Source organism: Phenylobacterium sp., assembly GCF_965284355.1.
Classification (GTDB): domain Bacteria; phylum Pseudomonadota; class Alphaproteobacteria; order Caulobacterales; family Caulobacteraceae; genus Phenylobacterium.
In genome coordinates this window covers 564,801-583,389 of sequence record NZ_OZ260078.1, presented here as the reverse complement: position 1 = coordinate 583,389, position 18,589 = coordinate 564,801, and the positions used below count along the sequence as shown (strand labels likewise).

The following is an 18,589-nucleotide window of genomic DNA, read 5'->3' as shown; positions in this document are numbered from 1 at the left end:
GGGTGTCTCAGCGGTCATTCCTGTCGATTCGACAACGGCGCTCTTAACCATGTGTTCAGCGCGAGGTTGGTTTTCTGCACTCGTAGGCCGGTGAAGGGCTCGAAGAATCGAGCTTGCCGGCCAGTTAGGGATAACGACCATGCTGGCGAGCATCGACACGAAGTCTGATGGCCTGCCGCTGCCGACTCCGGAGGCGACGGGCGACGAGCTGTTCCGACTGGGGCTGCTCTATTCCACGGGTCAGGGCGGCGCGCCGCTCGACTATGTTTCGGCCCACATGCTGTTCAACCTGGCGGCCATGCGCGGCTCGGTCGAGGCCAAGGTCTACCGCAAGGAAATCGCCGACGAGATGGCGACCGACGAGGTGGCCGAGGCCCAGCGCCAGGCTCGCCAGTGGCTGGCCCGGGGCTGATCTGACGGCCTGGGTCCCGGCGTTGGGTCCGGGACCTGTTCGGGGTCTTCCACGCGCCTGGAGGCTGCGCCGGCGGCGCGTCGCGACCGGTGCTGCTCGCGCTCGACGGGCGCGTTCGGCCTCTGCTGCCGAGCTCGCGCGCTTTCCACCTTGGACCGTACGGCCTTCGAGCCTTTCCACGGAGCGCGAATTCGACGCGCCCGGGCGGCTAGGCAGATCGCTTTTGGTCCGCTAAGAACCGCCCTCCCGCGGGCGCATGTCGCCCGCGCGCTGGTGACGTGGCCGAGTGGCTGAAGGCAACGGTTTGCTAAATCGTCATACGTGAAAGCGTATCGAGGGTTCGAATCCCTCCGTCACCGCCACCCTTCGCCCTGACGGGCTTCGGGTGGCAGGCCACCTGCGCTAGCTTGGCGAAGGGTGCCTCCCGAAGCTCAGCAATGGCGACATCTACGTCGGCTCGACCAACGATCTGCGCCGTCGCGTCGGGTCGCATGAGGCCCGCCGGGTCACCTCGACTCGCGGCGTTCGCCCTGTCGCATTGAAGTCGTACGTGGCCGTTGAGAACGAACATCAGGCCCGATCGCTTGAGCGCGACTTCAAATCTGGTTCTGGGAAGGCGTTTGCCAATAAGAGGCTCTGGAGATCGTCGCCCGCCGGCAGCCTGTCAGCCCGCGACCCCCTTGAATGACCCCACGGCGCCATGGCGGGATGTCCGCATGGCTGCGTGAGTCAGCCGGCGAGGGAAGCGGACGTGCAGCGATACGACCTGATCATCGTGGGCGGCGGCATCGGGGGCTCGGCCCTGGCGCAGGTGATGGCGCAGGCGGGCAAGTCGGTCCTGCTGCTGGAACAGTCCGAGGTCTACGAGGACCGGGTCCGGGGCGAGTGGATCGCGCCCTGGGGCGTCGACGAGGTGAAGCGGCTGGGGCTCTACGACCTGCTCAAGAGCGCCGGCGGCCACCACATCACCCATCACGTCACCTTTGACGAGGACAAGGATCCGGCCGCCGCTCAGGCCGAGGCCCTCCCGCTCAGCTTCTTCCGCGAAGGCGTGCCGGGCCCGCTGTGCCTGGGCCATCCCAGGCACTGCCAGACCCTGTTCGACGCGGCGAAGGCGGCCGGCGCAGAAGCCCACCGGGGCGTGCGCGTCGCGGCCGTCGAGGTGGGCGCGTCGCCGCGCGTGACCTTTGAGGTCGGGGGCGAGACCCGGGAGGCCTCGGCCCGCCTGGTCGTTGGCGCGGACGGCCGCACGTCGCAGGTGCGCGAGACGGCCGCCATCACGTTGCACCAGGACAAGCCGCACCACTGGTTCGCGGGCCTCCTGGTGGAGGGCGTCCCGGGCTGGCGCGACGATCTCCAGGCCATCGGCACCGAGGGCGACTTCGGCTTCCTCGCGTTCCCGCAAGGGGGCGGCAAGATTCGCCTCTACGGCGGTTATGCCCTGGACGAGGCCCGGCGCTTCAAGGGTGAGGACGGCCCGCGCCGCTTCCTGGACGCCTTCCAGGTGAACTGCAGCCCTGAGAACCGCCACATCGTGGAAGGCACGCCCGCCGGTCCGCTGTTCAGCTACATCAACGCCGACGCCTGGACCGACCAGCCCTTCGCGCCGGGCGTGGTCCTGGTGGGCGATGCGGCCGGCTGGAACGATCCGATCATCGGCCTGGGCCTCTCGATCACCTACCGCGACGTTCGGATCGTCGGCGACATCCTCAAGGCGTCAGACGATTGGTCGGTGGGCGCCTTCGCGCCATATGCCGAGGAGCGCGCCGAGCGGATGCGGCGACTGCGCTTCGCCGGCCAGATCCAGTCGGCGCTCGACATGGAATTCGGCGAGGCGGCCAGGGCGCGCCGCCAGCGGTATCACGAGTTGGGGGCCGCCGACCCGTCGCTCAAGATGCACTCGTTCGCCGTGATGGCGGGGCCCGAGACCCTGCCGCCCGAGGCCTTCACCGAAGAGCACCGTGCCCGCGTGCTGGGAACCGCGTAATGGATATCGCCGACTACAACGCCCGCTGGCTGCAGGCCTGGACCAACAAGGACGTGGATGGCCTTTGCGGCTTCTACGCCGAGGACTGCGACTACAAGGATCCCCAGACGCCGGGCGGCCTCAAGGGCCAGGAGGCCCTGCGCGCGTACCTGACCGGCCTTTTCGCCGCGACGCCCGCCATCACCTACACGCCCGACGAGACCTGGCCGATCCCCGGCGGGTTCTGCGGCCGTTGGTACGCCGAGTTTGAGCATGAGGGCGTGAAGGGCCGGATGCGCGGGTTCGACCTCGTCATCCTCCAAGGGGAGCGGATCGCGCTGAACGAAGTCTACGTCCACCAGCTGCCCGCATGACGATCCCGGACATCCGCCGGCCGGCCGACATAGACGCGGCCTGGCTCACCGCCGTGCTCCAGCAGGCCGGCGTCGACGCGGTCGTGAAGTCGTTCGAGGCGAAGAACGTCGGCACCGGCCAGATCGGCGAGAGCGTGCGCTTCAAGCTGGCCTACGAACGCGATGCGGCGGACGCCCCGCGGTCGCTGGTGGGCAAGTTCCCGTCGCCCGACGAGACCAGCCGCGGCACCGGGATCATGCTGGGCAACTATCTGCGCGAGGTGCGCTTCTACCAGCAGCTGGCGCCCAGGGCCCAGGTGCAGACCCCACGCTGCTGGTTCACCGACACCGACGCCACCGGCGGCGAGTTCGTGCTGATGATGGAGGATTTGGCGCCGGCCGAGCAGGGCGACCAGCTCAAAGGCGTGACGCTGGATCAGGCGAAGCTGGTGGTGGAGCAGGCGGCCCGCCTGCACGGCTCGTTCTGGGCCGACGAGAGCCTGGACGATCTGCCGTGGGTCCAGGGCTCGAAGGCCGCGCCGGCCAGCGCGGTCACGCCCGACCTGGTGGGCAACCTGTGGCAGGGCTTCCGCGCCCGGTATGCCGAGCGCCTGCAGCCACACTGGATCGAAGTCGGCGAGGCGCTCACCAGCCGCTGGAGCCAGTTCGGCGAGCGCGAGACCGGTCCGAAGACCCTGGCCCACCACGACTTCCGCCCGGACAACATGATGTTCGGCACGGCGGCGGGCGGCCATCCGGTCACCGTGCTGGACTGGCAGTCGTTCACCTATGCGGTCGGCGCGACCGACGTGGCCTACTTCCTGGCCGGCGCCCTCCCGCGCGATGTCCGGCGGGCGCATGAGGCGGAGCTGCTGGCGCTCTACCACGCCGAACTGACCCGCCTGGGCGTCACCGGCTATTCCATGTCCGACCTCAAGCGCGACTATGGCGTGGGCGCCTTCCAGCTCTTCCTGACGGCCTTCTTCGCCTCGATGGTGGTGATCCAGACGCCGCGCGGGGACGACATGTTCATGCAGATGCTGGGCAGCGCCGCCGACCACATCCAGGACCACGACGCGCTGTCGGCGCTGGCTTAGAGGACTGCCCCTTGGAACTGATCCTGGTCCGCCACGGCCTTCCCGAACGCCGCCACGACACGTCCGACCCGCCTCTGTCGGCCGTGGGCCATGAGCAGGCGAGGCGGGTCGCCGCCTGGCTGGCGCACGAGAAGATCGATGCGGTCTTCTCCTCGACCATGCTGCGGGCCCGCCAGACGGCCGAGCCGTTCGCGGCGCTGCGCGGCCACGACATCGATTGTCACGACGGCATCTGCGAGTTCGACCGCGCCTCCGGCAGCTACGTCCCGATGGAGGAGCTCAAGCGCGACAACTACGAGGCCTGGCTGGCCATGGCGACGGGCGACCACGGCCATGACATCGGCACGTTCCACACGACGGTCGTCGAGACGCTGGAGGGGATCGTCGAGGCCAACTCAGGCCGTCGCGTGGTCGTGTTCTGCCACGGGGGCGTGATCAACGTCTGGACCGCCCATGTCCTGGGGATGGCGCCGCGCCTGTTCTTCGAGCCCGACTACACTTCGGTCCATCGCTACATGTGCGCCCGGACCGGCCAGCGGAATGTGGTGTGCCTGAACGACCGGGGACACCTGAGGGAACCGATCCCCGCGGGATGAGTCCCGACATTTTTGCATCTGGTATGTGAACGCTGATCAGATATCCTGGGGTCAACACCTCAGGGGATGGGATCTGGCATGGCTGCTGTCGAGCACTTCGACGTCTTGATCGTGGGCGCGGGCCTGTCGGGCGTCGGCGCGGGGTATCATCTCAAGACCGCGTGCCCGGACCGCAGCTACGTCATCCTCGAGGGCCGCGACGCCATCGGCGGCACCTGGGACCTGTTCCGCTATCCTGGCATCCGGTCGGACAGCGACATGTACACCCTGGGCTACGCCTTCAAGCCGTGGACCGAGGCCAAGGCGATCGCCGACGGGCCGTCTATCCTGAAGTACGTGCGCGACACCGCGGCCGAGAACGGCATCGACCGACACATCCGCTACAATCACATGGTCAAGCGCGCGTCGTGGTCCACCGCGGACGCGCAGTGGACCGTCGAGGCCGAGGTCGCCGGCAAGGTCCAGAAGTTCACCGCCAACTTCGTGTTCCTCTGCGGCGGCTACTATTCGTACGAGGGCGGCTACACGCCGGATTACCCGGGCGTCGAGAGCTTCAGCGGCGCATTGGTTCACCCGCAGAAGTGGCCCAAGGACCTCGACTATTCCGGCAAGAAGGTCGTGGTGATCGGGTCGGGCGCCACCGCCGTGACCCTCGTGCCCGAGATGGCCAAGACCGCCGGCCACGTGACCATGCTGCAGCGCTCGCCCACCTACGTCGTCAGCCGCCCGGCCGAGGACAAGATGGCCAACTGGCTGCGCACCAAGCTGCCGGGCAAGCTGGCCTATGACATCGTCCGTTGGCGCAACGTGCTGTTCGGCATGTATTTCTTCAACCTGGCGCGAAAGAAGCCCGAGGCCGTAAAAGCGAACATCATCAAGATGGTGCGCGACCAGCTTGGCCCCGACTACGACGTCGATCGCCACTTCACGCCCACCTACAATCCCTGGGACCAGCGGCTGTGCCTGGTGCCCGACGCCGACATGTTCAACGAGATCAAGAGCGGCAGGGCCTCGGTGGTCACGGACCACATCGAGAGCTTCACGCCCACCGGCATCCGCCTGAAGTCGGGCCAGGAGCTCGAGGCCGACGTCGTGGTCTCGGCGACCGGACTGGTGCTGGAGGTCTGGAACGGCATCGAGGTCAGCGTCGACGGCGCCCGCGTCGATGCCTCCAAGACGCTCGCCTACAAGGGCATGATGTACGAGGGCGTGCCGAACCTGGCCTCGGCCTTCGGCTACACCAACGCCTCCTGGACGCTGAAGTGCGACCTGACGTGCGAGTACGTCTGTCGTGTGCTGAATCACCTCAAGGCCACTGGGCAGCGCCAGGCGACGCCGGTGAACACCGACCCCTCGGTGACCTTCGAGCCCTGGCTCGACTTCTCGTCGGGCTACGTCCAGCGCGCCATGGCCAGGTTCCCCAAGCAGGGCAACAAGGTGCCGTGGAAGCTGAACCAGAACTACGCGATGGACCTGATGAGCCTGCGCTACGCCAAGCTCGAGGACGGCGTGCTGCGCTTCAGCAACCGCGCCGGTCAAGCCGCGGCTTCGCCGGAGAAGCTCGCCGCCTGAAAGTTGACTTACGCACGTAATTTTGCTCCGTGAGGCGCGTGCAACGTCGACGAAAGCTGACCAGCGGGCAGAAGCTCGCCATCGCGGGCGGGGCCCTGATCTTCCTAGCCTTCGCGGGCTGGCTGTACGGCGGCGATTACCTGCGCCAGCGCGACCTGGCCTTCGGTCGCGCGGCCGAGGCCAAGGTCGAGGGACCACCGTGCCCGCAACTGAGCGAGGCCGAGTTCATCGCCCGCAAGCTGAAGGCGCCCAAGACCACCGGCTACGAGGACGTCGTGTTCGGCCGCCAGTTCGGCCACATGGACTGCCGCGCCCTGCGCTACGGGGCAGGGTGGGGGGCCGAGACCTATCCGGTCTGCCAGTTCACGAGCCCCAGCGCGCTGACCGTCACCACCGACAAGGGTCGTTGGTTCTTCGCGCCGGGACCGGGCAAGCCTGCGACCGTCGCGGTTCCCCGCGGCGAGGCGCGCTGCGTCATGGATTCGAACTTCACGCTGCCCGGATAGGGCGTGCTCAGTTCGGCGCGCAGCAGTCCGGAACGCTGCGCTCGATGGGCAAGGGCGCCTCGGCGCCGCCTGCGCCGCCCGGGGGCCGGCGGGAGGTCACGAAATGTCCGGAATCAGGCCGGGGATACCGGCCGGGGCGCGCCTTGGGCCGCGAAAGCTGAGCCTTCAGGCGCGACAGGAGATCGTCGAGGCTCTCGTCCGAGCCGGTCAGATCCTGACGGAAACTGCGCTCTTCCATGGCGCGCTCTTATACGCCTGTCAGGCGAGTGATTCTACCCCCGCGGAACCGCCGAGGTGTGCTAGGCGGGAAGGCAAAGGCTCACAAATTCGAGAACGCCGGAGGAACCAAGGTGAAGCTCTATACGTCGATCGGACCCAACCCGCGGGTCGTCAAAATGTTCATGGCCGAGAAGGGCGTCGAGCTGGATCGCATCGAAGTCGATCTGCGCTCGGGCGAGAACCGCAAGGCGCCCTATCTGACCGTCAACCCGGCGGGCCAGACTCCCGCGCTGGAGCTGGATGACGGCAGCCACATCACCGAGATCACCGCCATCTGCGAGTACCTCGAGGAGCACACGCCGAACCCGCCGCTGATCGGCACGACGTCCGAGGAGCGGGCGCACACGCGCATGTGGACCCGCCGCGTCGACCTGAAGGTCTGCGAACCCCTGGCCAACGGCTTCCGCTTCGGCGAGGGCCTGGCGATGTTCGAAAGCCGCCTGCGCTGCCTGCCCGAGGCGTCGCCCGGCCTGAAGGCCATCGCCCAGGACGGCGTCGCCTGGATCGACGAACACATGGAAGGCCCCTGGATCGCCGGCGCCCGCTTCACCCTGGCCGACATCCTGCTGTTCGCCTTCCTCGACTTCGGGGCCGTGGTCGGCCAGCCCCTGGACCCGAAGAACAAGAAGATCGGCGACTGGTTCGAGCGCGTGAAGGCGCGTCCGAGCGCGGCGGCGAGCGCCTAGCCAGACCTGGACTTTCCCTCCGGGGAGGGAAGGCTACCCGACCTTGCGGTCGCGCCCTTCCCAGTAGGGCTTGCGCAGCTCCCGTCGCAGCACCTTCCCGGACGGGTTCCTCGGCAGGGCGTCGATGAAGTCGACGCTCTTGGGGGCCTTGTAGCCGGCGATGCGTCCGCGGGCCCAGGCGATGATGGCGGCCGGGTCGGGGTCCTGGCCCGCCGCCTTCACGACGATGGCCTTCACCGCCTCGCCCCACTTGTCGTCGGGCACCCCGATGACCGCGGCGTCGGCCACGCCCGGACAGCCCAGGATCGCGTTCTCCACCTCGGCCGGATAGACGTTCTCGCCCCCCGACACGATCATGTCCTTCACCCGGTCGTGGACGAAGAAGAAGCCGTTCTCGTCCATGAAGCCGGCGTCGCCCGTGCGTAGCCAGCCGTCGGGCCGGATGGTCTCGGCGGTCGCCTCGGGGCGGTTCCAGTAGCCGGCCATGACGATCGGCCCGCGGATCTCGATCTCGCCGATCTCGCCGGCGCCCAGGGTGTTTCCGTCCTCGTCGGCGATCCGGGTCTCGAGCGTGGTCCAGGGCCGCCCGCATGAACGCAGCAGTTCGCCCCGGTGCTCGCCGGGCGCCAGGGTCGTACCCGCGCCGGTGGTCTCGGTCATGCCGTAGAACTGGATGAAGCCGCAGCCGAACACCTCGGTCGCCTTGGCCAGGACGGCCTCCGAAATCGGCGAGGCCCCGTATGAGACGGTCTTCAGGCTGGAGAAGTCGGCCTGCTCGACGCCGGGCGTCTGCAGCAGCGCGTTGATCATCACGGGCGCCAGGAACACGTGGTTCACCCGCTCGTCGCCGAACGCCTTCAGGACCGCCGGGGGCGAGAACTCGGCCTGCAGCACGATGCGCCCGCCCGCGGCCATGCCCGAGAAGCTGATGTTCGTCCCGGCGACGTGGAACATCGGCATCAGGATCAGGACGGTGTCGTCGGCGTCGTAGCTGAACCCTTCGATCTGATGCCGCAGCGCCAGGAAGGCCGAGTAGTTGGCGTTGGAGAGCCGCACGCCCTTGGGCAGGCCGGTGGTGCCCGAGGTGTAGAGCTGAAGGACGTCATCCTCGGCCTGGGGCGTCGACAGACTGGGGGCCGGCGCGGCGTTGCGCAGGGCCGCATAGCTCGCGAACGTGGGGTGGTCGCCGCCCACGGCGATGACCTGGATCGGCCGACCGGCGCCCTCGGCCACCGTCACCGCGGCGTCGAAGAACTCGGGCGTCACGAAGAAGACGTTGGCCGCCGAGTCCTTGAGGATGAAGGCGATCTCGGGCACGGCCAGGCGCGAGTTGATCGGCGCGAAACAGGCCCGCGCCTTGGCGACGCCGAAGAAGATCTCGAACCAGGCCTCTGAAGGTCGCCCCAGCCAGGCCACCCGGTCGCCCGGCTTCACGCCCGCCTGCTGCAGCAGGCCCGCCACGCGGTCCGAGCGGCGGTCGAGTTCGGCGTAGGTGAGGTCGCGGCCCTCGAAGTGGACGGCCACCCGGTCGCCGCGCTCGCGGCCGTGGACGGTGGCGATATCGGTCAGCAGCTTGATCGGATCGGCGGACATTCGCAGGCTTCGCTCCCAGGACAGGCTCTGATGACCTGTATCGGCGACCTAGCTAGCCGAACCGTACGCGTATGCCAAACATGACGTTTGGTCAGCGTGGCCGGTCGTCTATCCGCCGCCGACCCGACAGGGTGCTGACGCTACGTCGGGTGAGAGACTGTCGCCCGACGCGGCTTGGGCGTAAGGTGTCTCCAACGGGGGACGGACCGTTGACGGGCAATGGAATGAAGCGCGACGCACTTGATGCGGCGCTGACGGGGATGTTCGACAAGTTGCAGGCGCGCGGGATCCCCGAGCATCTGCAGAACGTCGTGGATCAACTGGACGCGGCGGCCCTGGCCGAGGACGCGCGGATCGCCGCGCGTCTCGCGGCGACGGAGGACGAGGTCAGGCCGTCCCCATCGCCGACATCGTTTCCAGAGCCATGACGTCGGTCGCGTCCTCGGCGTCCATGATCTTCAGCAGACGGGCGCGGGCGCGGTTCACACGGCTCTTGATGGTGCCCAGGGCGCAGCCGCAGATCTCGGCCGCCTCTTCGTAGGAGAGGCCGGCGGCGCCCACCAGGATCAGGGCTTCCCTATGTTCCGCCGGAAGCTGGCCCAGCGCCGTCTGCAGCGCCCGCATCGCCACGCTCCAGTCCTGGGTCGGCGGGGTCGTCAGCATGCTGGCGTACTCGCCTTCTTCGTCGCGCACCTCTCGGCGGCGGCGCAGCATGCTGGTGTAGTAGGTGTTCCGCAGGATCGTGAAGAGCCAGGCCCGCAGGTTCGTACCCGGCTCGAACTTGTCCCGGTTGGACCAGGCCTTGATCAGGGTGTCCTGCACCAGGTCGTCGGCGTCGGAGCCGTTGTGGCTGAGCGACCAGGCGAACGCCCGGAGGGCGGGGATCAGGCCCACGACTTCATCGCGCCAACTCGTCGTGGAACTCATCGGGGCCCCCTCGCACAACATCATGACCCCAACGGGGGGTTTTGTCGCTACCAGTTGCGGTTGAACGTCGGCGTCGTTGGAGCGTTCCGTGGCCTTGTGCCCGAAATTCGGAACTGATCTGTCCAATCGGCGTTCGCTATCTCCCCTATCGCGCGTTTGCATAGGGGAACCGGTTGTTTGTTCCGGTTTCGTGCCCACATTACCGAGGGCAGGGTGCGTCAACTTGACACGCCCTGGTTCCAGGGGAGCTTCCATGCGCAGTACCGATCGACCCGAGGCCCCGTCCCGGGTCGCTTCCGCAGCCGCCGGTACGACCGCGCTGCCTCGCTACCGTGCGTTGCGCCGGGCCACCGAGGCCCTGATCCGCTCGCTGACGCCGGAGGACATGGGCGCCCAGTCGATGCCGGACGCCAGCCCCACCAAATGGCACCTGGCGCACACGACCTGGTTCTTCGAAACCTTCCTTCTGGCGCCGCACCTTCCGGGCTATCGGGTCTTCGATCCGCGGTTCGGATATCTGTTCAATTCCTACTATGAGGCGGTCGGCCCGCGGCAGCCGCGGCCGGCCCGCGGCCTGATCACGCGCCCGTCGGTCGCCGACATTCTGGCCTATCGCGCCCATGTCGACGCCGGCATGGAGACGCTGCTGGCGGACGGGGCGCAGGCGCACGCCGACCTGATCGACCTCGGCCTGGCGCATGAGGAACAGCACCAGGAGCTGGTGCTGATGGATATCCTGCACCTCTTCGCGCAGTCGCCGCTGGCCCCGGCCTTCGCGCCGCCGCGCGCGCCGGTGTCCGACCAGCCTTCGCGGCTCACATGGACGGGGTTCGCGGGCGGCCTGGTCGAGATCGGGCACGACGGGCGCGGGTTCGCCTTCGACAACGAGGGTCCGCGGCACCGGGTCTGGCTGGAGCCGTTTCGCCTGGCGAACCGCCTAGTGACCAACGCCGAGTGGCTGGCCTTCATGGCGGCCGGGGGCTACGCCAAGCCCGAGTACTGGCTGTCCGAGGGCTGGGCTTTGGCCCGGGCCGAGGACTGGCAGGCCCCGATCTACTGGCGCGAGACCGCGGACGGCTGGCGCGCCATGGGCCTGCACGGCCTGCGTCCGCTGGATCCGGCCCAGCCGGTCAGCCACATCAGCTACTACGAGGCCGACGCCTATGCGGCGTGGGCCGGCGCGCGCCTACCCACCGAGGCCGAGTGGGAGCACGCCGCCGGATCGGTGGCGCCCACGGGCAATTTCCGTGACTCCGGCCGCCTGGCCGCCCAGCCGTCGCCTGAGGGCGAGGGCCTGCAGCAGATGTTCGGCGACCTGTGGGAATGGACCCGCAGCGCCTACCTGCCTTACCCGGGCTTCAAGCCGGCCGGCGGCGCGGTCGGCGAATACAACGGCAAGTTCATGTCGGGCCAGTTCGTGCTGCGTGGCGGCGCCTGCGTGACCCCGCCGGGGCACACCCGGGCCAGCTATCGCAACTTCTTCTATCCGCATCAGCGCTGGATGTTCTCGGGCCTCCGCCTGGCCAAGGACGGCGCGGGCGAGGGCGTGCAGCCGTCAGACTTCGAGACCGACGTGGTCGCCGGCCTCTCGCGGACCGAAAAGACGATCCCGCCAAAGCACTTCTACGATACGCGCGGCTCGGAACTCTTCGAGGAGATCACCGAACTCCCCGAGTACTATCCCACCCGCACCGAGGTCGCGCTCCTGGGCCAGATCGCACCCGAGATCGCCGCGGCGATCCCGGACGGCGCCGCACTTGTCGAGTTCGGTTCGGGCGCCAGCACCAAGACCCGCATTGTCCTGGACGCGGCGCCGCAGGTGGGGGTCTACGCCCCGATCGATATCAGCGCCTCGGCGCTGGAGGGCGCCGCCCGGGCGATCCGCGCCGACTATCCGAACCTCACCGTGGCCCCGCTTCGCGACGACTTCACCAATGCGCTGCGGCTGCCGCGGGAGGCCGAGGGCCGCCCGATCGTGGGCTTTTTCCCCGGCTCGACTATCGGCAACTTCACCCCGGACCAGGCGCGCGCCTTCCTGGGCGCGGCCCGGAGGCTGCTGGGGCAGGGCGCGTCGTTCATCGTCGGCATCGACATCGCCAAGGATCCGGCGACCCTGGTGGCGGCCTATGACGACGCCCGCGGGGTCACGGCGGCCTTCAACAAGAACCTGCTGACCCGCATCAACCGCGAACTCGGCGGCGACTTCGACCTGTCGACGTTCGAGCACCAGGCGATCTGGAACGCCGCGGAAAGCCGGATGGAGATGCATCTGGTGAGCCGCAAGGACCAGGTGGTGCATGTGGCCGGCCACGCGTACCGGTTCGCCGCGGGCGAGACGATCCACACCGAGAACTCCTACAAGTTCACCCTGGCGCGGTTCTCAGACCTGGCTGGTTCGGCGGGATGGCGGGTGGAAGCCCAGTGGATCAGCGAAGACCCCGCATTCGGCGTCGTCCTGCTGCGCAACTGAGGCGGCCCGGCGCCTGCCCGGTTCGGAAGGTTTGATTTCGGCCGCGCTTCGACTGTTTGACGCGCAGCAGACACGCGAAAAGCCGCCCCGGGGACGGGGCGGGTCGTTCGCGGGTCCCGCACCGATGTCTGCCCCGCGAAGGGAAGACATCGGTCGGGGTTCTAGCTTTCGCGGCCGCGCGTGCGGCCACCGCCGCGTGAGGCTTCGCCGCCTTTGCGTCCGGCCGAGGCGGCCAGATCGCGGTCCTTGGCGAATGAACGCTTCTCTCCGGGCACGCTCGCGCCCCCTTTGCGAGCGATCTCACGGCGACGTTCGGGGTTCATGGCGGCGAATCCGCGACGGGCGCGGGGCTTGCCGGTATCGGCAGTGGGCATCGAGGGGCTCTCCTCTGGGGCTTGCGAAGGGCTAACCCCCAAGGTCCAGCCTAGGTTGCGTTAACGGATGAGGCTTATTCGCGGCGAAGCGCCTCGATGGGGTCCAGCCGGGCCGCGCGCCACGACGGGTAGGCCCCGAAGACCAGCCCCACGGCCATCGAGAAGCCCAGCGCCAGGGGCGCGGCCCAGGGCGGAATGGCCGCCGGCCAGCCTGCGAGCTTCGCCACCGTCAGCGCCCCGCCGATGCCGATCAGGAGGCCCAGCAGACCGCCCGCCATCGAGAGCGCGATGGACTCCAGGGCGAACTGGATCAGCACATGCGAGCGCTTGGCCCCCAGCGCCATCCGCAGGCCGATCTCGCGTGTCCGCTCGGTCACCGACACCAGCATGATGTTCATGATGCCGACGCCGCCCACCACCAGCGACACGGCCGCCACCGCCGCGAGGAAGATCGTGAAGGTGGCCACCGCCGCCTGCATCGTCGCCAGGATCGAGGCCATGTTCTGGGTCTGGAAGTCGTCCTCCTCGCCCTGGCGGATCTTGTGCTGGTCGCGAAGTAGGTTGATCACGTCCTCCTGAACGCGATCCAGCGTGTCGGCCTCGCTCGACTTCACATAGATGGTCTGGATCGCGTCGCCGCGGAACCGCCGGCCCACCAGGCGCGACCGCACCGCCTGCAGCGGCGCCAGCACCACGTCGTCCTGGTCCTGGCCCAGGCCCGCCTGGCCCTTGCTCTCCAGCACCCCGATCACCTCGAACGGCACGGTGCGCACCCGCACGCGGCGGCCGACCGGATCGGCGTCTCCCCACAACTCGCGCGCCACGGTGGCGCCCAGCACCAGCACCTTGCGGCCCTGGCGAGCCTCGCGCTCGTCGAACATCCGGCCGCTGGAGATCACGAGGTCGCGGGCGATCAGGTACTCGGGGGTGACGCCTTCGATGCGGGTGTTCCAGTTGGCGCCGTCGGCGGCCAGCTGGGCGCGGCTTGTGACGCTGGGGGCCACGGCGGCCACGTCCTCGACCTGGCGGGCGATCGCCTCGGCGTCAGCGTCGCGCAGCGACTGGCCCGCGCCGGCGCCCTGGCTGACCGGGCCGCGCTGGAAATTCGGCATCACGATGATCAGGTTCGAGCCCAGGCCCGAGATGGCGCCCGTGATCCGCTGCTGCGCGCCCAGGCCGATGGCGGTCATCATCACCACGGCGGCGACGCCGATCACCACGCCCAGCGAGGTCAGCGCGCTGCGCATCGGGTGCGCGACGATGGCCCCGAGCGCGAAGCGGATCAGCTCGTAGAACCTCATGCGGCGACCCCCGAGCGCTCGTCCGAGACGATCAGGCCGTCGCGGAACGCCACGCGCCGGTGCGCCTCATTGGCGACGTCCGGGTCGTGCGTGACGATGGCCAGGGTCAGGCCGTCGCGGTTCAACTCGTGGAACAGCTTCAGGACCTCTTCGCCGGTGTGGGTGTCCAGCGCGCCCGTCGGCTCGTCAGCAAGCAGCAGGTCCGGGCGGTTCGCCAGCGAGCGGGCGATCGCCACCCGCTGCTGCTGGCCGCCCGACAGCTGGGTTGGCCTGTGGCCCATGCGCGAGCCCAGCCCCACGCGGTCCAGCAGCTCCCGGGCCCGCGCCTTGCGCTCCGCGGGCGCCATCCCCGCATAGATCATCGGCAGTTCGACGTTCTGCAGCGCGGTCAGGCGCGGCAGCAGCTGGAAGGACTGGAAGACGAAGCCGATGCGGCGGCGGCGGAAGTCGGCCAGGGCGTCGTCGCCGAACTCGCCCACCTCTTCGCCCTCGAAGCGGTAGCTGCCCGAGGTGGGCCGATCCAGGCCGCCCAGGATGTTCATCAGCGTCGACTTGCCCGACCCCGAGGGACCGATGACGGCCACGTACTCCCCCCGTTCGATGGTGAGCGACACGCCGGCCAGGGCCGGCACCTGCTCGTCGCCCATCACGTAGACCTTGGTGAGATCGCGGAACTCGATCACATCTTCACCCGGACGCCGCCGCCGCTGCCGGGCGGGCCGCCGGGCCGGGGCTTGGGCTTGGGCCCGCCGCCGATGATGACCTGAGCGCCGGCCTTGAGGTCGCGACTGACGATCTCGGTGTTGGAGCCGTCCGAGGCGCCTACCCGCACGGCGACCGGCTGGGGCTTGCCGTCCTTGTCCAGGATGTACACCGTCCCGCCACGCATCCCGGCCAACCGGCCGCGGCCCTGGGCCATCGTCTCGCGCAGCGCCGCCAACTTGGTCTTCTGGTCCGGACGGAGCAGGGGGCCCAGCTTGGCGAAGCTCTCTTCCGAAACCTTGCGCATCGCCTCCATGGCCGCCCGCCGGTCGCCGCCGGCCGAGGCGAAGGCCGCCTGGCGCTTGGGCGCCATCTCGGCCTGGATGGCTTCCCACGCCTTCTTCTGCCTGGCGTCCAGGTCCAGCTGCTCGACGATCCGCGCGCCCATGCCGCCGCGCTGCCCGGGCGGACCTCCGGCCTGGCGGGCGCCGCCGCCCGGCGGGCCGCCCATGCCGGGCGGACCCATCATCGCGCTGCCGCCGCCCGAGCCGGCATTCGCCGAGGGCGGGGTCCAGCGCAGGGCCGCCGCCGGAACCTTCATGACGTTGCGCTTGGTCTCGATGACGATGTCGGCGTTGGCGGTCATGCCGGGCAGCAGCTTGCGCTGGGGGTTATCGGCCTCGGCGATCACGGTGTAGGCGACCACGTTCTGCTCGGTGGTCGGCTGCTTGCGCACCTGGGTGACGATCCCTTCGAAGGTGTCGTCCGGGAACGCATCGACGGTGAAGCGGACCATCTGGCCTTCCAGCACCTGGCCGACGTCGGCCTCGTCGACGCTGATCTTCACTTCCACCTTCGAAAGGTCCTGCGCGATCGTGAACAGCACCGGCGCCTGCAGGCTGGCGGCCACGGTCTGGCCCGGCTCCACCTTGCGATCCACCACGATGCCGTCGATGGGGGCCGAGATTGTGGTGCGGCCGAGGTCGGTGCGCTGGATGCGCAGCGCCGCCTGGCTCTGGTTCACGCGGGCTCGCGCCGCCGCCACATTGGCCTGGGCGGTGCGCATGGCGGCGGTGGCCACGTCGAGGGCGGCCGGTGAGGTCCAGCCGCCGTCGACCAGCGTCTTCTTGCGATTGTAGTCGGCCTGCGCGTTGGCCAGCGTGGCCTGGGCCTGCCGCACGGCGGCCTCGCCGGCGGCGATGTCCGCCTGGCTCTGCGCGACGCGCGACTGGAACGTGGAGGGGTCGAGGATCGCCAGCGTCTGGCCGGCGCGCACCTGATCGTTGAAGTCGACCAGCACCTTGGTCACCTGGCCTGAGATCTGGGAGCCCACGTCCACCGTGATCAGCGCCTGGAGCGTCCCCGACGCCGAGACCGCGCGGGTGACGTCGCCGCGCTCGACCGCGGCCAGCCGGTACGGGTCCTTCTCGGGCTTCGGCCGCATCTGGCAGGCTGCGACCGCGGCGATGCCGAGGACGACGATGGCCAGGGTGATCCAGGCCGCCTTGGGGATGTGGAACCTGCGACGGCGGGCAGTGGGATTTGCGCTCATGTGTCCCCAGGGATCGTCGGGCCGCGATGAACCCGCCTTGACTACGCCTGACGGGCTTTGCCGCCCGATTTCATTTTCGTTACGGCGTTTTCCGAACCGATGTCATCCGCCAACCGTCGGCGACTACAGGGGAAGCTCCACGCGCGCCCGCAGGCCGCCGCCGCTCCGGTTCGTCAGATGGACGTCGCCGCCGTGGCCGCGGGCGATGGTGCGCACCACCGCCAGGCCCAGTCCGATGCCGCCGGTCTGACGATTGCGCGAAGGCTCACGGCGGTAGAACGGCTCGAAGACCCGCTCCGAGTCGGCCGGCGGAATGCCCGGGCCGTCGTCGTCGATCTCGACCACGGCATGGCCGGCGTCCTGGAATACGCGGGCCCGGGCCTGTCCGCCGAACTTCACGGCGTTTTCCAGCAGGTTGGCCACCAGCCGGCGGAGCGCCATGGGATCGCCCTCCAGCACCACCTTCTCGCCCTGTTCCACCTCGGTCTTCGCGCCGGTCTCGGCCATCTCGTCGCACAGGCTCTCGACCAGAGACGACAGCTCCAACGGCGTACGCTCGCCGGTCTTGGTGGCGTCGCGGACGAAGGCCAGGGTGGCGGCGATCATCTCCTCCATCTGGTCGAGGTCGGAGGCATACTTGGCGCGCTGTTCTTCCGGCAGGCTCTCGATGCGGAAGCGCAGGCGGGTCAGCGGCGTGCGCAGGTCGTGGGCGATCGCGCCCACCATGGCGGTGCGGTCCTCGACATAGCGTTGCAGGCGCTGCTGCATTTCGTTGAAGGCTCGGGCCGCCATGCTGATCTCGGCCGGACCGCGCAGCTCCAGCGGGGGCGCCTTGGGGTCTCGGCCCAGCCGCTCTGCGGCCTGGGCGAACACCTGGATGGGCTTCGACAGGCGTCGCGCGAACATCCACGCCACGGGCGTCATCAGAAGGGCCGACAGTGCGAACCACAGGGCGACCCGCTGCTGCCAGTCGTTGAGCCCGAACTTGGGCTCGGTGCGCACCACCGCCCACCGCCCGTCAGGCTGTCGAACGCCCACCTGGAAGGGATTGATCAGGAAGTGTTCCTCACTGCTCATCCCCGCGCGGGCCGCACGGTCGCGGATGATCCGGCCCACCCGTCGGTCCGAGAGGGGGCCGCGTTCGCCGGCCAGCACGATGTCGGTGATCGGCACGCCCAGATCCTCGGCGATCTTGGCCCGGATGCTCGGAATCGTCGGGCCCTCCAGCAGGGGGGCGGGCGGCTTGTCCTGAACGATCCGCATCAGCGGCTGCCGCTCGGTGAAGGTGGGGGGCGAGCCGCGGTACGTCCGCTCGATCTCGCTGGTCCGGTAGAAGTCCGGGGCAGGCGGGGGCAGCAGGAAGAGCAGCGCCGTGCTCATCGCCCAGGCGGTCACCAGCGTCAGGCTCGTCAGCGTCAGCAGCTGGACGAGGAGGGACGCGGTCGGCCGCAGCGGCGTCATCACGTCCGCTTCACCTTGGCGGTGAACATATAGCCCTCGTTGCGGATGGTGCGGATCAGGTCGTGGCCGCCGCCGCCGTCGTCCAGCTTGCGGCGCAGACGGCTGATCTGCACGTCGATCGCGCGGTCGAAGGCGTCGCTGTCGGGGCCCCGTGCGAACTCCAGCAGCTGGTCGCGGGTCAGCACCCGCTGCGGCCGCTCGACGAAGGCCCGCAGCAGCGAGAACTCGCCCGAGCTGAGGTTCACCACCACGCCGGCCGGCGAACGCAGCTCGCGCCGAACCAGGTCCAGGCGCCAGCCGGCGAACTCGCAGCCCGCGCCCAGCGCGCCGGTGGTGGTCCGCTGCTCCGAACGCCGCAGCACGGCGCGCACCCGGGCCAGCAGCTCGCGCGGATTGCAGGGCTTGGCCAGGTAGTCGTCGGCGCCCAGTTCGAGCCCCACGATGCGATCGGTGTCCTCGCCCATCGCCGACAGCATGATGATCGGCGGCGCGCTCTCGCTGGTGGTCAGTCGGCGGCACACGGCCAGTCCGTCCTCGCCCGGCATCATGATGTCCAGCACGATCAGATCGACGGGACCCCGCTCCAGCACACGGTCCATCTCGGTCGCGTCGCCGGCGGTCTCAACCTTGTAGCCGTGACGGCCCAGGAAGTCGGACACCACATCGCGGATGCCCGGGTCGTCGTCGACCATCAGGATTCGGGCGCCGGCGCCGGCCATGTCAGTCGCTGTCTCCATGGACG

20 protein-coding genes and 1 tRNA gene are annotated in these 18,589 nt (G+C 69.1%); 12 read left to right on the top strand and 9 right to left on the bottom strand.

All coding sequences use genetic code 11. The features are described from left to right. Nucleotides 1-139: 139 nt before the first annotated feature. The 9 genes from ACQ66R_RS02905 to ACQ66R_RS02865 all read left to right on the top strand — a co-directional run bounded on the left by ACQ66R_RS02905 (nucleotide 140) and on the right by ACQ66R_RS02865 (nucleotide 6,502). Nucleotides 140-412: a sel1 repeat family protein gene (locus ACQ66R_RS02905; RefSeq protein ID WP_293362739.1), complete on the top strand. Its 273-nt coding sequence runs from the start codon at nucleotides 140-142 to the stop codon at nucleotides 410-412. 272 nt (nucleotides 413-684) lie between these two features. Then, nucleotides 685-774: transfer RNA gene (locus ACQ66R_RS02900), tRNA-Ser, on the top strand. Between the two features lie 83 nt (nucleotides 775-857). Next, complete coding sequence (locus tag ACQ66R_RS02895; RefSeq protein WP_430426192.1) at nucleotides 858-1,100, top strand: GIY-YIG nuclease family protein; 243 nt, start codon at nucleotides 858-860, stop codon at nucleotides 1,098-1,100. Between the two features lie 63 nt (nucleotides 1,101-1,163). Continuing rightward, nucleotides 1,164-2,399: an FAD-dependent oxidoreductase gene (locus ACQ66R_RS02890; protein WP_430419081.1), complete on the top strand. Its 1,236-nt coding sequence runs from the start codon at nucleotides 1,164-1,166 to the stop codon at nucleotides 2,397-2,399. Beyond that, nucleotides 2,399-2,752: a nuclear transport factor 2 family protein gene (locus ACQ66R_RS02885; RefSeq protein WP_430419079.1), complete on the top strand. Its 354-nt coding sequence runs from the start codon at nucleotides 2,399-2,401 to the stop codon at nucleotides 2,750-2,752. Before ACQ66R_RS02890 ends, ACQ66R_RS02885 begins: the two co-directional genes overlap by 1 nt. Next, the gene (locus ACQ66R_RS02880; protein ID WP_430419077.1) at nucleotides 2,749-3,828 is read left to right on the top strand and encodes a phosphotransferase; all 1,080 of its coding nucleotides are present in this window, start codon (nucleotides 2,749-2,751) and stop codon (nucleotides 3,826-3,828) included. Before ACQ66R_RS02885 ends, ACQ66R_RS02880 begins: the two co-directional genes overlap by 4 nt. Before the next feature lie 11 nt (nucleotides 3,829-3,839). After that, nucleotides 3,840-4,424: a histidine phosphatase family protein gene (locus tag ACQ66R_RS02875; protein ID WP_430419075.1), complete on the top strand. Its 585-nt coding sequence runs from the start codon at nucleotides 3,840-3,842 to the stop codon at nucleotides 4,422-4,424. A 78-nt stretch (nucleotides 4,425-4,502) separates the two neighbouring features. Continuing rightward, nucleotides 4,503-5,996: a flavin-containing monooxygenase gene (locus ACQ66R_RS02870; protein WP_430419074.1), complete on the top strand. Its 1,494-nt coding sequence runs from the start codon at nucleotides 4,503-4,505 to the stop codon at nucleotides 5,994-5,996. Between the two features lie 38 nt (nucleotides 5,997-6,034). Further along, on the top strand, nucleotides 6,035-6,502 hold the full coding sequence (locus tag ACQ66R_RS02865) for a hypothetical protein (protein WP_430419073.1): 468 nt from the start codon (nucleotides 6,035-6,037) through the stop codon (nucleotides 6,500-6,502). Nucleotides 6,503-6,509: 7 nt separating this feature from the next. On the opposite strand, the gene ACQ66R_RS02860 is transcribed toward ACQ66R_RS02865, so the two are convergent. Beyond that, nucleotides 6,510-6,740: a hypothetical protein gene (locus tag ACQ66R_RS02860; RefSeq protein ID WP_430419071.1), complete on the bottom strand. Its 231-nt coding sequence runs from the start codon at nucleotides 6,738-6,740 to the stop codon at nucleotides 6,510-6,512. A gap of 112 nt (nucleotides 6,741-6,852) precedes the next feature. Here ACQ66R_RS02860 and ACQ66R_RS02855 point away from each other — a divergent pair, with 112 nt between their 5' ends. Continuing rightward, nucleotides 6,853-7,467: a glutathione S-transferase family protein gene (locus ACQ66R_RS02855; RefSeq protein ID WP_430419069.1), complete on the top strand. Its 615-nt coding sequence runs from the start codon at nucleotides 6,853-6,855 to the stop codon at nucleotides 7,465-7,467. Nucleotides 7,468-7,500: 33 nt separating this feature from the next. Here the strand turns inward: ACQ66R_RS02855 and ACQ66R_RS02850 are convergent, their stop codons facing one another. Beyond that, entirely contained in the window at nucleotides 7,501-9,060 is a 1,560-nt protein-coding gene (locus ACQ66R_RS02850) for a long-chain-fatty-acid--CoA ligase (RefSeq protein ID WP_430419067.1), read from the bottom strand. A 224-nt stretch (nucleotides 9,061-9,284) separates the two neighbouring features. Here ACQ66R_RS02850 and ACQ66R_RS02845 point away from each other — a divergent pair, with 224 nt between their 5' ends. Continuing rightward, a complete protein-coding gene (locus ACQ66R_RS02845; RefSeq protein WP_430419065.1) occupies nucleotides 9,285-9,488 on the top strand; it encodes a hypothetical protein in 204 nt (67 codons plus the stop codon). On the opposite strand, the gene ACQ66R_RS02840 is transcribed toward ACQ66R_RS02845, so the two are convergent. Then, the gene (locus ACQ66R_RS02840; RefSeq protein ID WP_293476898.1) at nucleotides 9,448-9,987 is read right to left on the bottom strand and encodes a sigma-70 family RNA polymerase sigma factor; all 540 of its coding nucleotides are present in this window, start codon (nucleotides 9,985-9,987) and stop codon (nucleotides 9,448-9,450) included. The genes ACQ66R_RS02845 and ACQ66R_RS02840 overlap by 41 nt on opposite strands. Nucleotides 9,988-10,240: 253 nt before the next feature. Here ACQ66R_RS02840 and egtB point away from each other — a divergent pair, with 253 nt between their 5' ends. Beyond that, on the top strand, nucleotides 10,241-12,457 hold the full coding sequence (gene egtB, locus ACQ66R_RS02835; protein ID WP_430419063.1) for an ergothioneine biosynthesis protein EgtB: 2,217 nt from the start codon (nucleotides 10,241-10,243) through the stop codon (nucleotides 12,455-12,457). 161 nt (nucleotides 12,458-12,618) lie between these two features. On the opposite strand, the gene ACQ66R_RS02830 is transcribed toward egtB, so the two are convergent. The 6 genes from ACQ66R_RS02830 to ACQ66R_RS02805 all read right to left on the bottom strand — a co-directional run bounded on the left by ACQ66R_RS02830 (nucleotide 12,619) and on the right by ACQ66R_RS02805 (nucleotide 18,584). Next, entirely contained in the window at nucleotides 12,619-12,831 is a 213-nt protein-coding gene (locus ACQ66R_RS02830; protein ID WP_293362754.1) for a general stress protein, read from the bottom strand. A gap of 74 nt (nucleotides 12,832-12,905) precedes the next feature. Then, entirely contained in the window at nucleotides 12,906-14,132 is a 1,227-nt protein-coding gene (locus tag ACQ66R_RS02825) for an ABC transporter permease (protein WP_430419061.1), read from the bottom strand. Further along, on the bottom strand, nucleotides 14,129-14,815 hold the full coding sequence (locus ACQ66R_RS02820; protein WP_430419059.1) for an ABC transporter ATP-binding protein: 687 nt from the start codon (nucleotides 14,813-14,815) through the stop codon (nucleotides 14,129-14,131). Before ACQ66R_RS02820 ends, ACQ66R_RS02825 begins: the two co-directional genes overlap by 4 nt. Continuing rightward, entirely contained in the window at nucleotides 14,812-16,386 is a 1,575-nt protein-coding gene (locus ACQ66R_RS02815) for an efflux RND transporter periplasmic adaptor subunit (RefSeq protein ID WP_430419057.1), read from the bottom strand. The genes ACQ66R_RS02820 and ACQ66R_RS02815 overlap by 4 nt, the downstream gene beginning before the upstream one ends. Before the next feature lie 123 nt (nucleotides 16,387-16,509). Then, entirely contained in the window at nucleotides 16,510-17,847 is a 1,338-nt protein-coding gene (locus ACQ66R_RS02810) for an ATP-binding protein (RefSeq protein WP_430419056.1), read from the bottom strand. Then, complete coding sequence (locus ACQ66R_RS02805; RefSeq protein ID WP_430419055.1) at nucleotides 17,847-18,584, bottom strand: response regulator; 738 nt, start codon at nucleotides 18,582-18,584, stop codon at nucleotides 17,847-17,849. Before ACQ66R_RS02805 ends, ACQ66R_RS02810 begins: the two co-directional genes overlap by 1 nt. Between the last annotated feature and the right edge of the window lie 5 nt (nucleotides 18,585-18,589).

Excerpts from the sequence above, each read along its gene's own strand:
- ACQ66R_RS02905 (WP_293362739.1), top strand. The coding sequence starts at position 140 with ATGCTGGCGAGCATCGACACGAAGTCTGATGGCCTGCCGCTGCCGACT.
- ACQ66R_RS02885 (WP_430419079.1), top strand. The coding sequence starts at position 2,399 with ATGGATATCGCCGACTACAACGCCCGCTGGCTGCAGGCCTGGACCAAC.
- ACQ66R_RS02880 (WP_430419077.1), top strand. The coding sequence starts at position 2,749 with ATGACGATCCCGGACATCCGCCGGCCGGCCGACATAGACGCGGCCTGG.
- ACQ66R_RS02870 (WP_430419074.1), top strand. The coding sequence starts at position 4,503 with ATGGCTGCTGTCGAGCACTTCGACGTCTTGATCGTGGGCGCGGGCCTG.
- ACQ66R_RS02860 (WP_430419071.1), bottom strand. The coding sequence starts at position 6,740 with ATGGAAGAGCGCAGTTTCCGTCAGGATCTGACCGGCTCGGACGAGAGC.
- ACQ66R_RS02850 (WP_430419067.1), bottom strand. The coding sequence starts at position 9,060 with ATGTCCGCCGATCCGATCAAGCTGCTGACCGATATCGCCACCGTCCAC.
- ACQ66R_RS02845 (WP_430419065.1), top strand. The coding sequence starts at position 9,285 with ATGAAGCGCGACGCACTTGATGCGGCGCTGACGGGGATGTTCGACAAG.
- ACQ66R_RS02840 (WP_293476898.1), bottom strand. The coding sequence starts at position 9,987 with ATGAGTTCCACGACGAGTTGGCGCGATGAAGTCGTGGGCCTGATCCCC.
- egtB (WP_430419063.1), top strand. The coding sequence starts at position 10,241 with ATGCGCAGTACCGATCGACCCGAGGCCCCGTCCCGGGTCGCTTCCGCA.
- ACQ66R_RS02830 (WP_293362754.1), bottom strand. The coding sequence starts at position 12,831 with ATGCCCACTGCCGATACCGGCAAGCCCCGCGCCCGTCGCGGATTCGCC.
- ACQ66R_RS02825 (WP_430419061.1), bottom strand. The coding sequence starts at position 14,132 with ATGAGGTTCTACGAGCTGATCCGCTTCGCGCTCGGGGCCATCGTCGCG.
- ACQ66R_RS02815 (WP_430419057.1), bottom strand. The coding sequence starts at position 16,386 with ATGAGCGCAAATCCCACTGCCCGCCGTCGCAGGTTCCACATCCCCAAG.
- ACQ66R_RS02810 (WP_430419056.1), bottom strand. The coding sequence starts at position 17,847 with ATGACGCCGCTGCGGCCGACCGCGTCCCTCCTCGTCCAGCTGCTGACG.
- ACQ66R_RS02805 (WP_430419055.1), bottom strand. The coding sequence starts at position 18,584 with ATGGAGACAGCGACTGACATGGCCGGCGCCGGCGCCCGAATCCTGATG.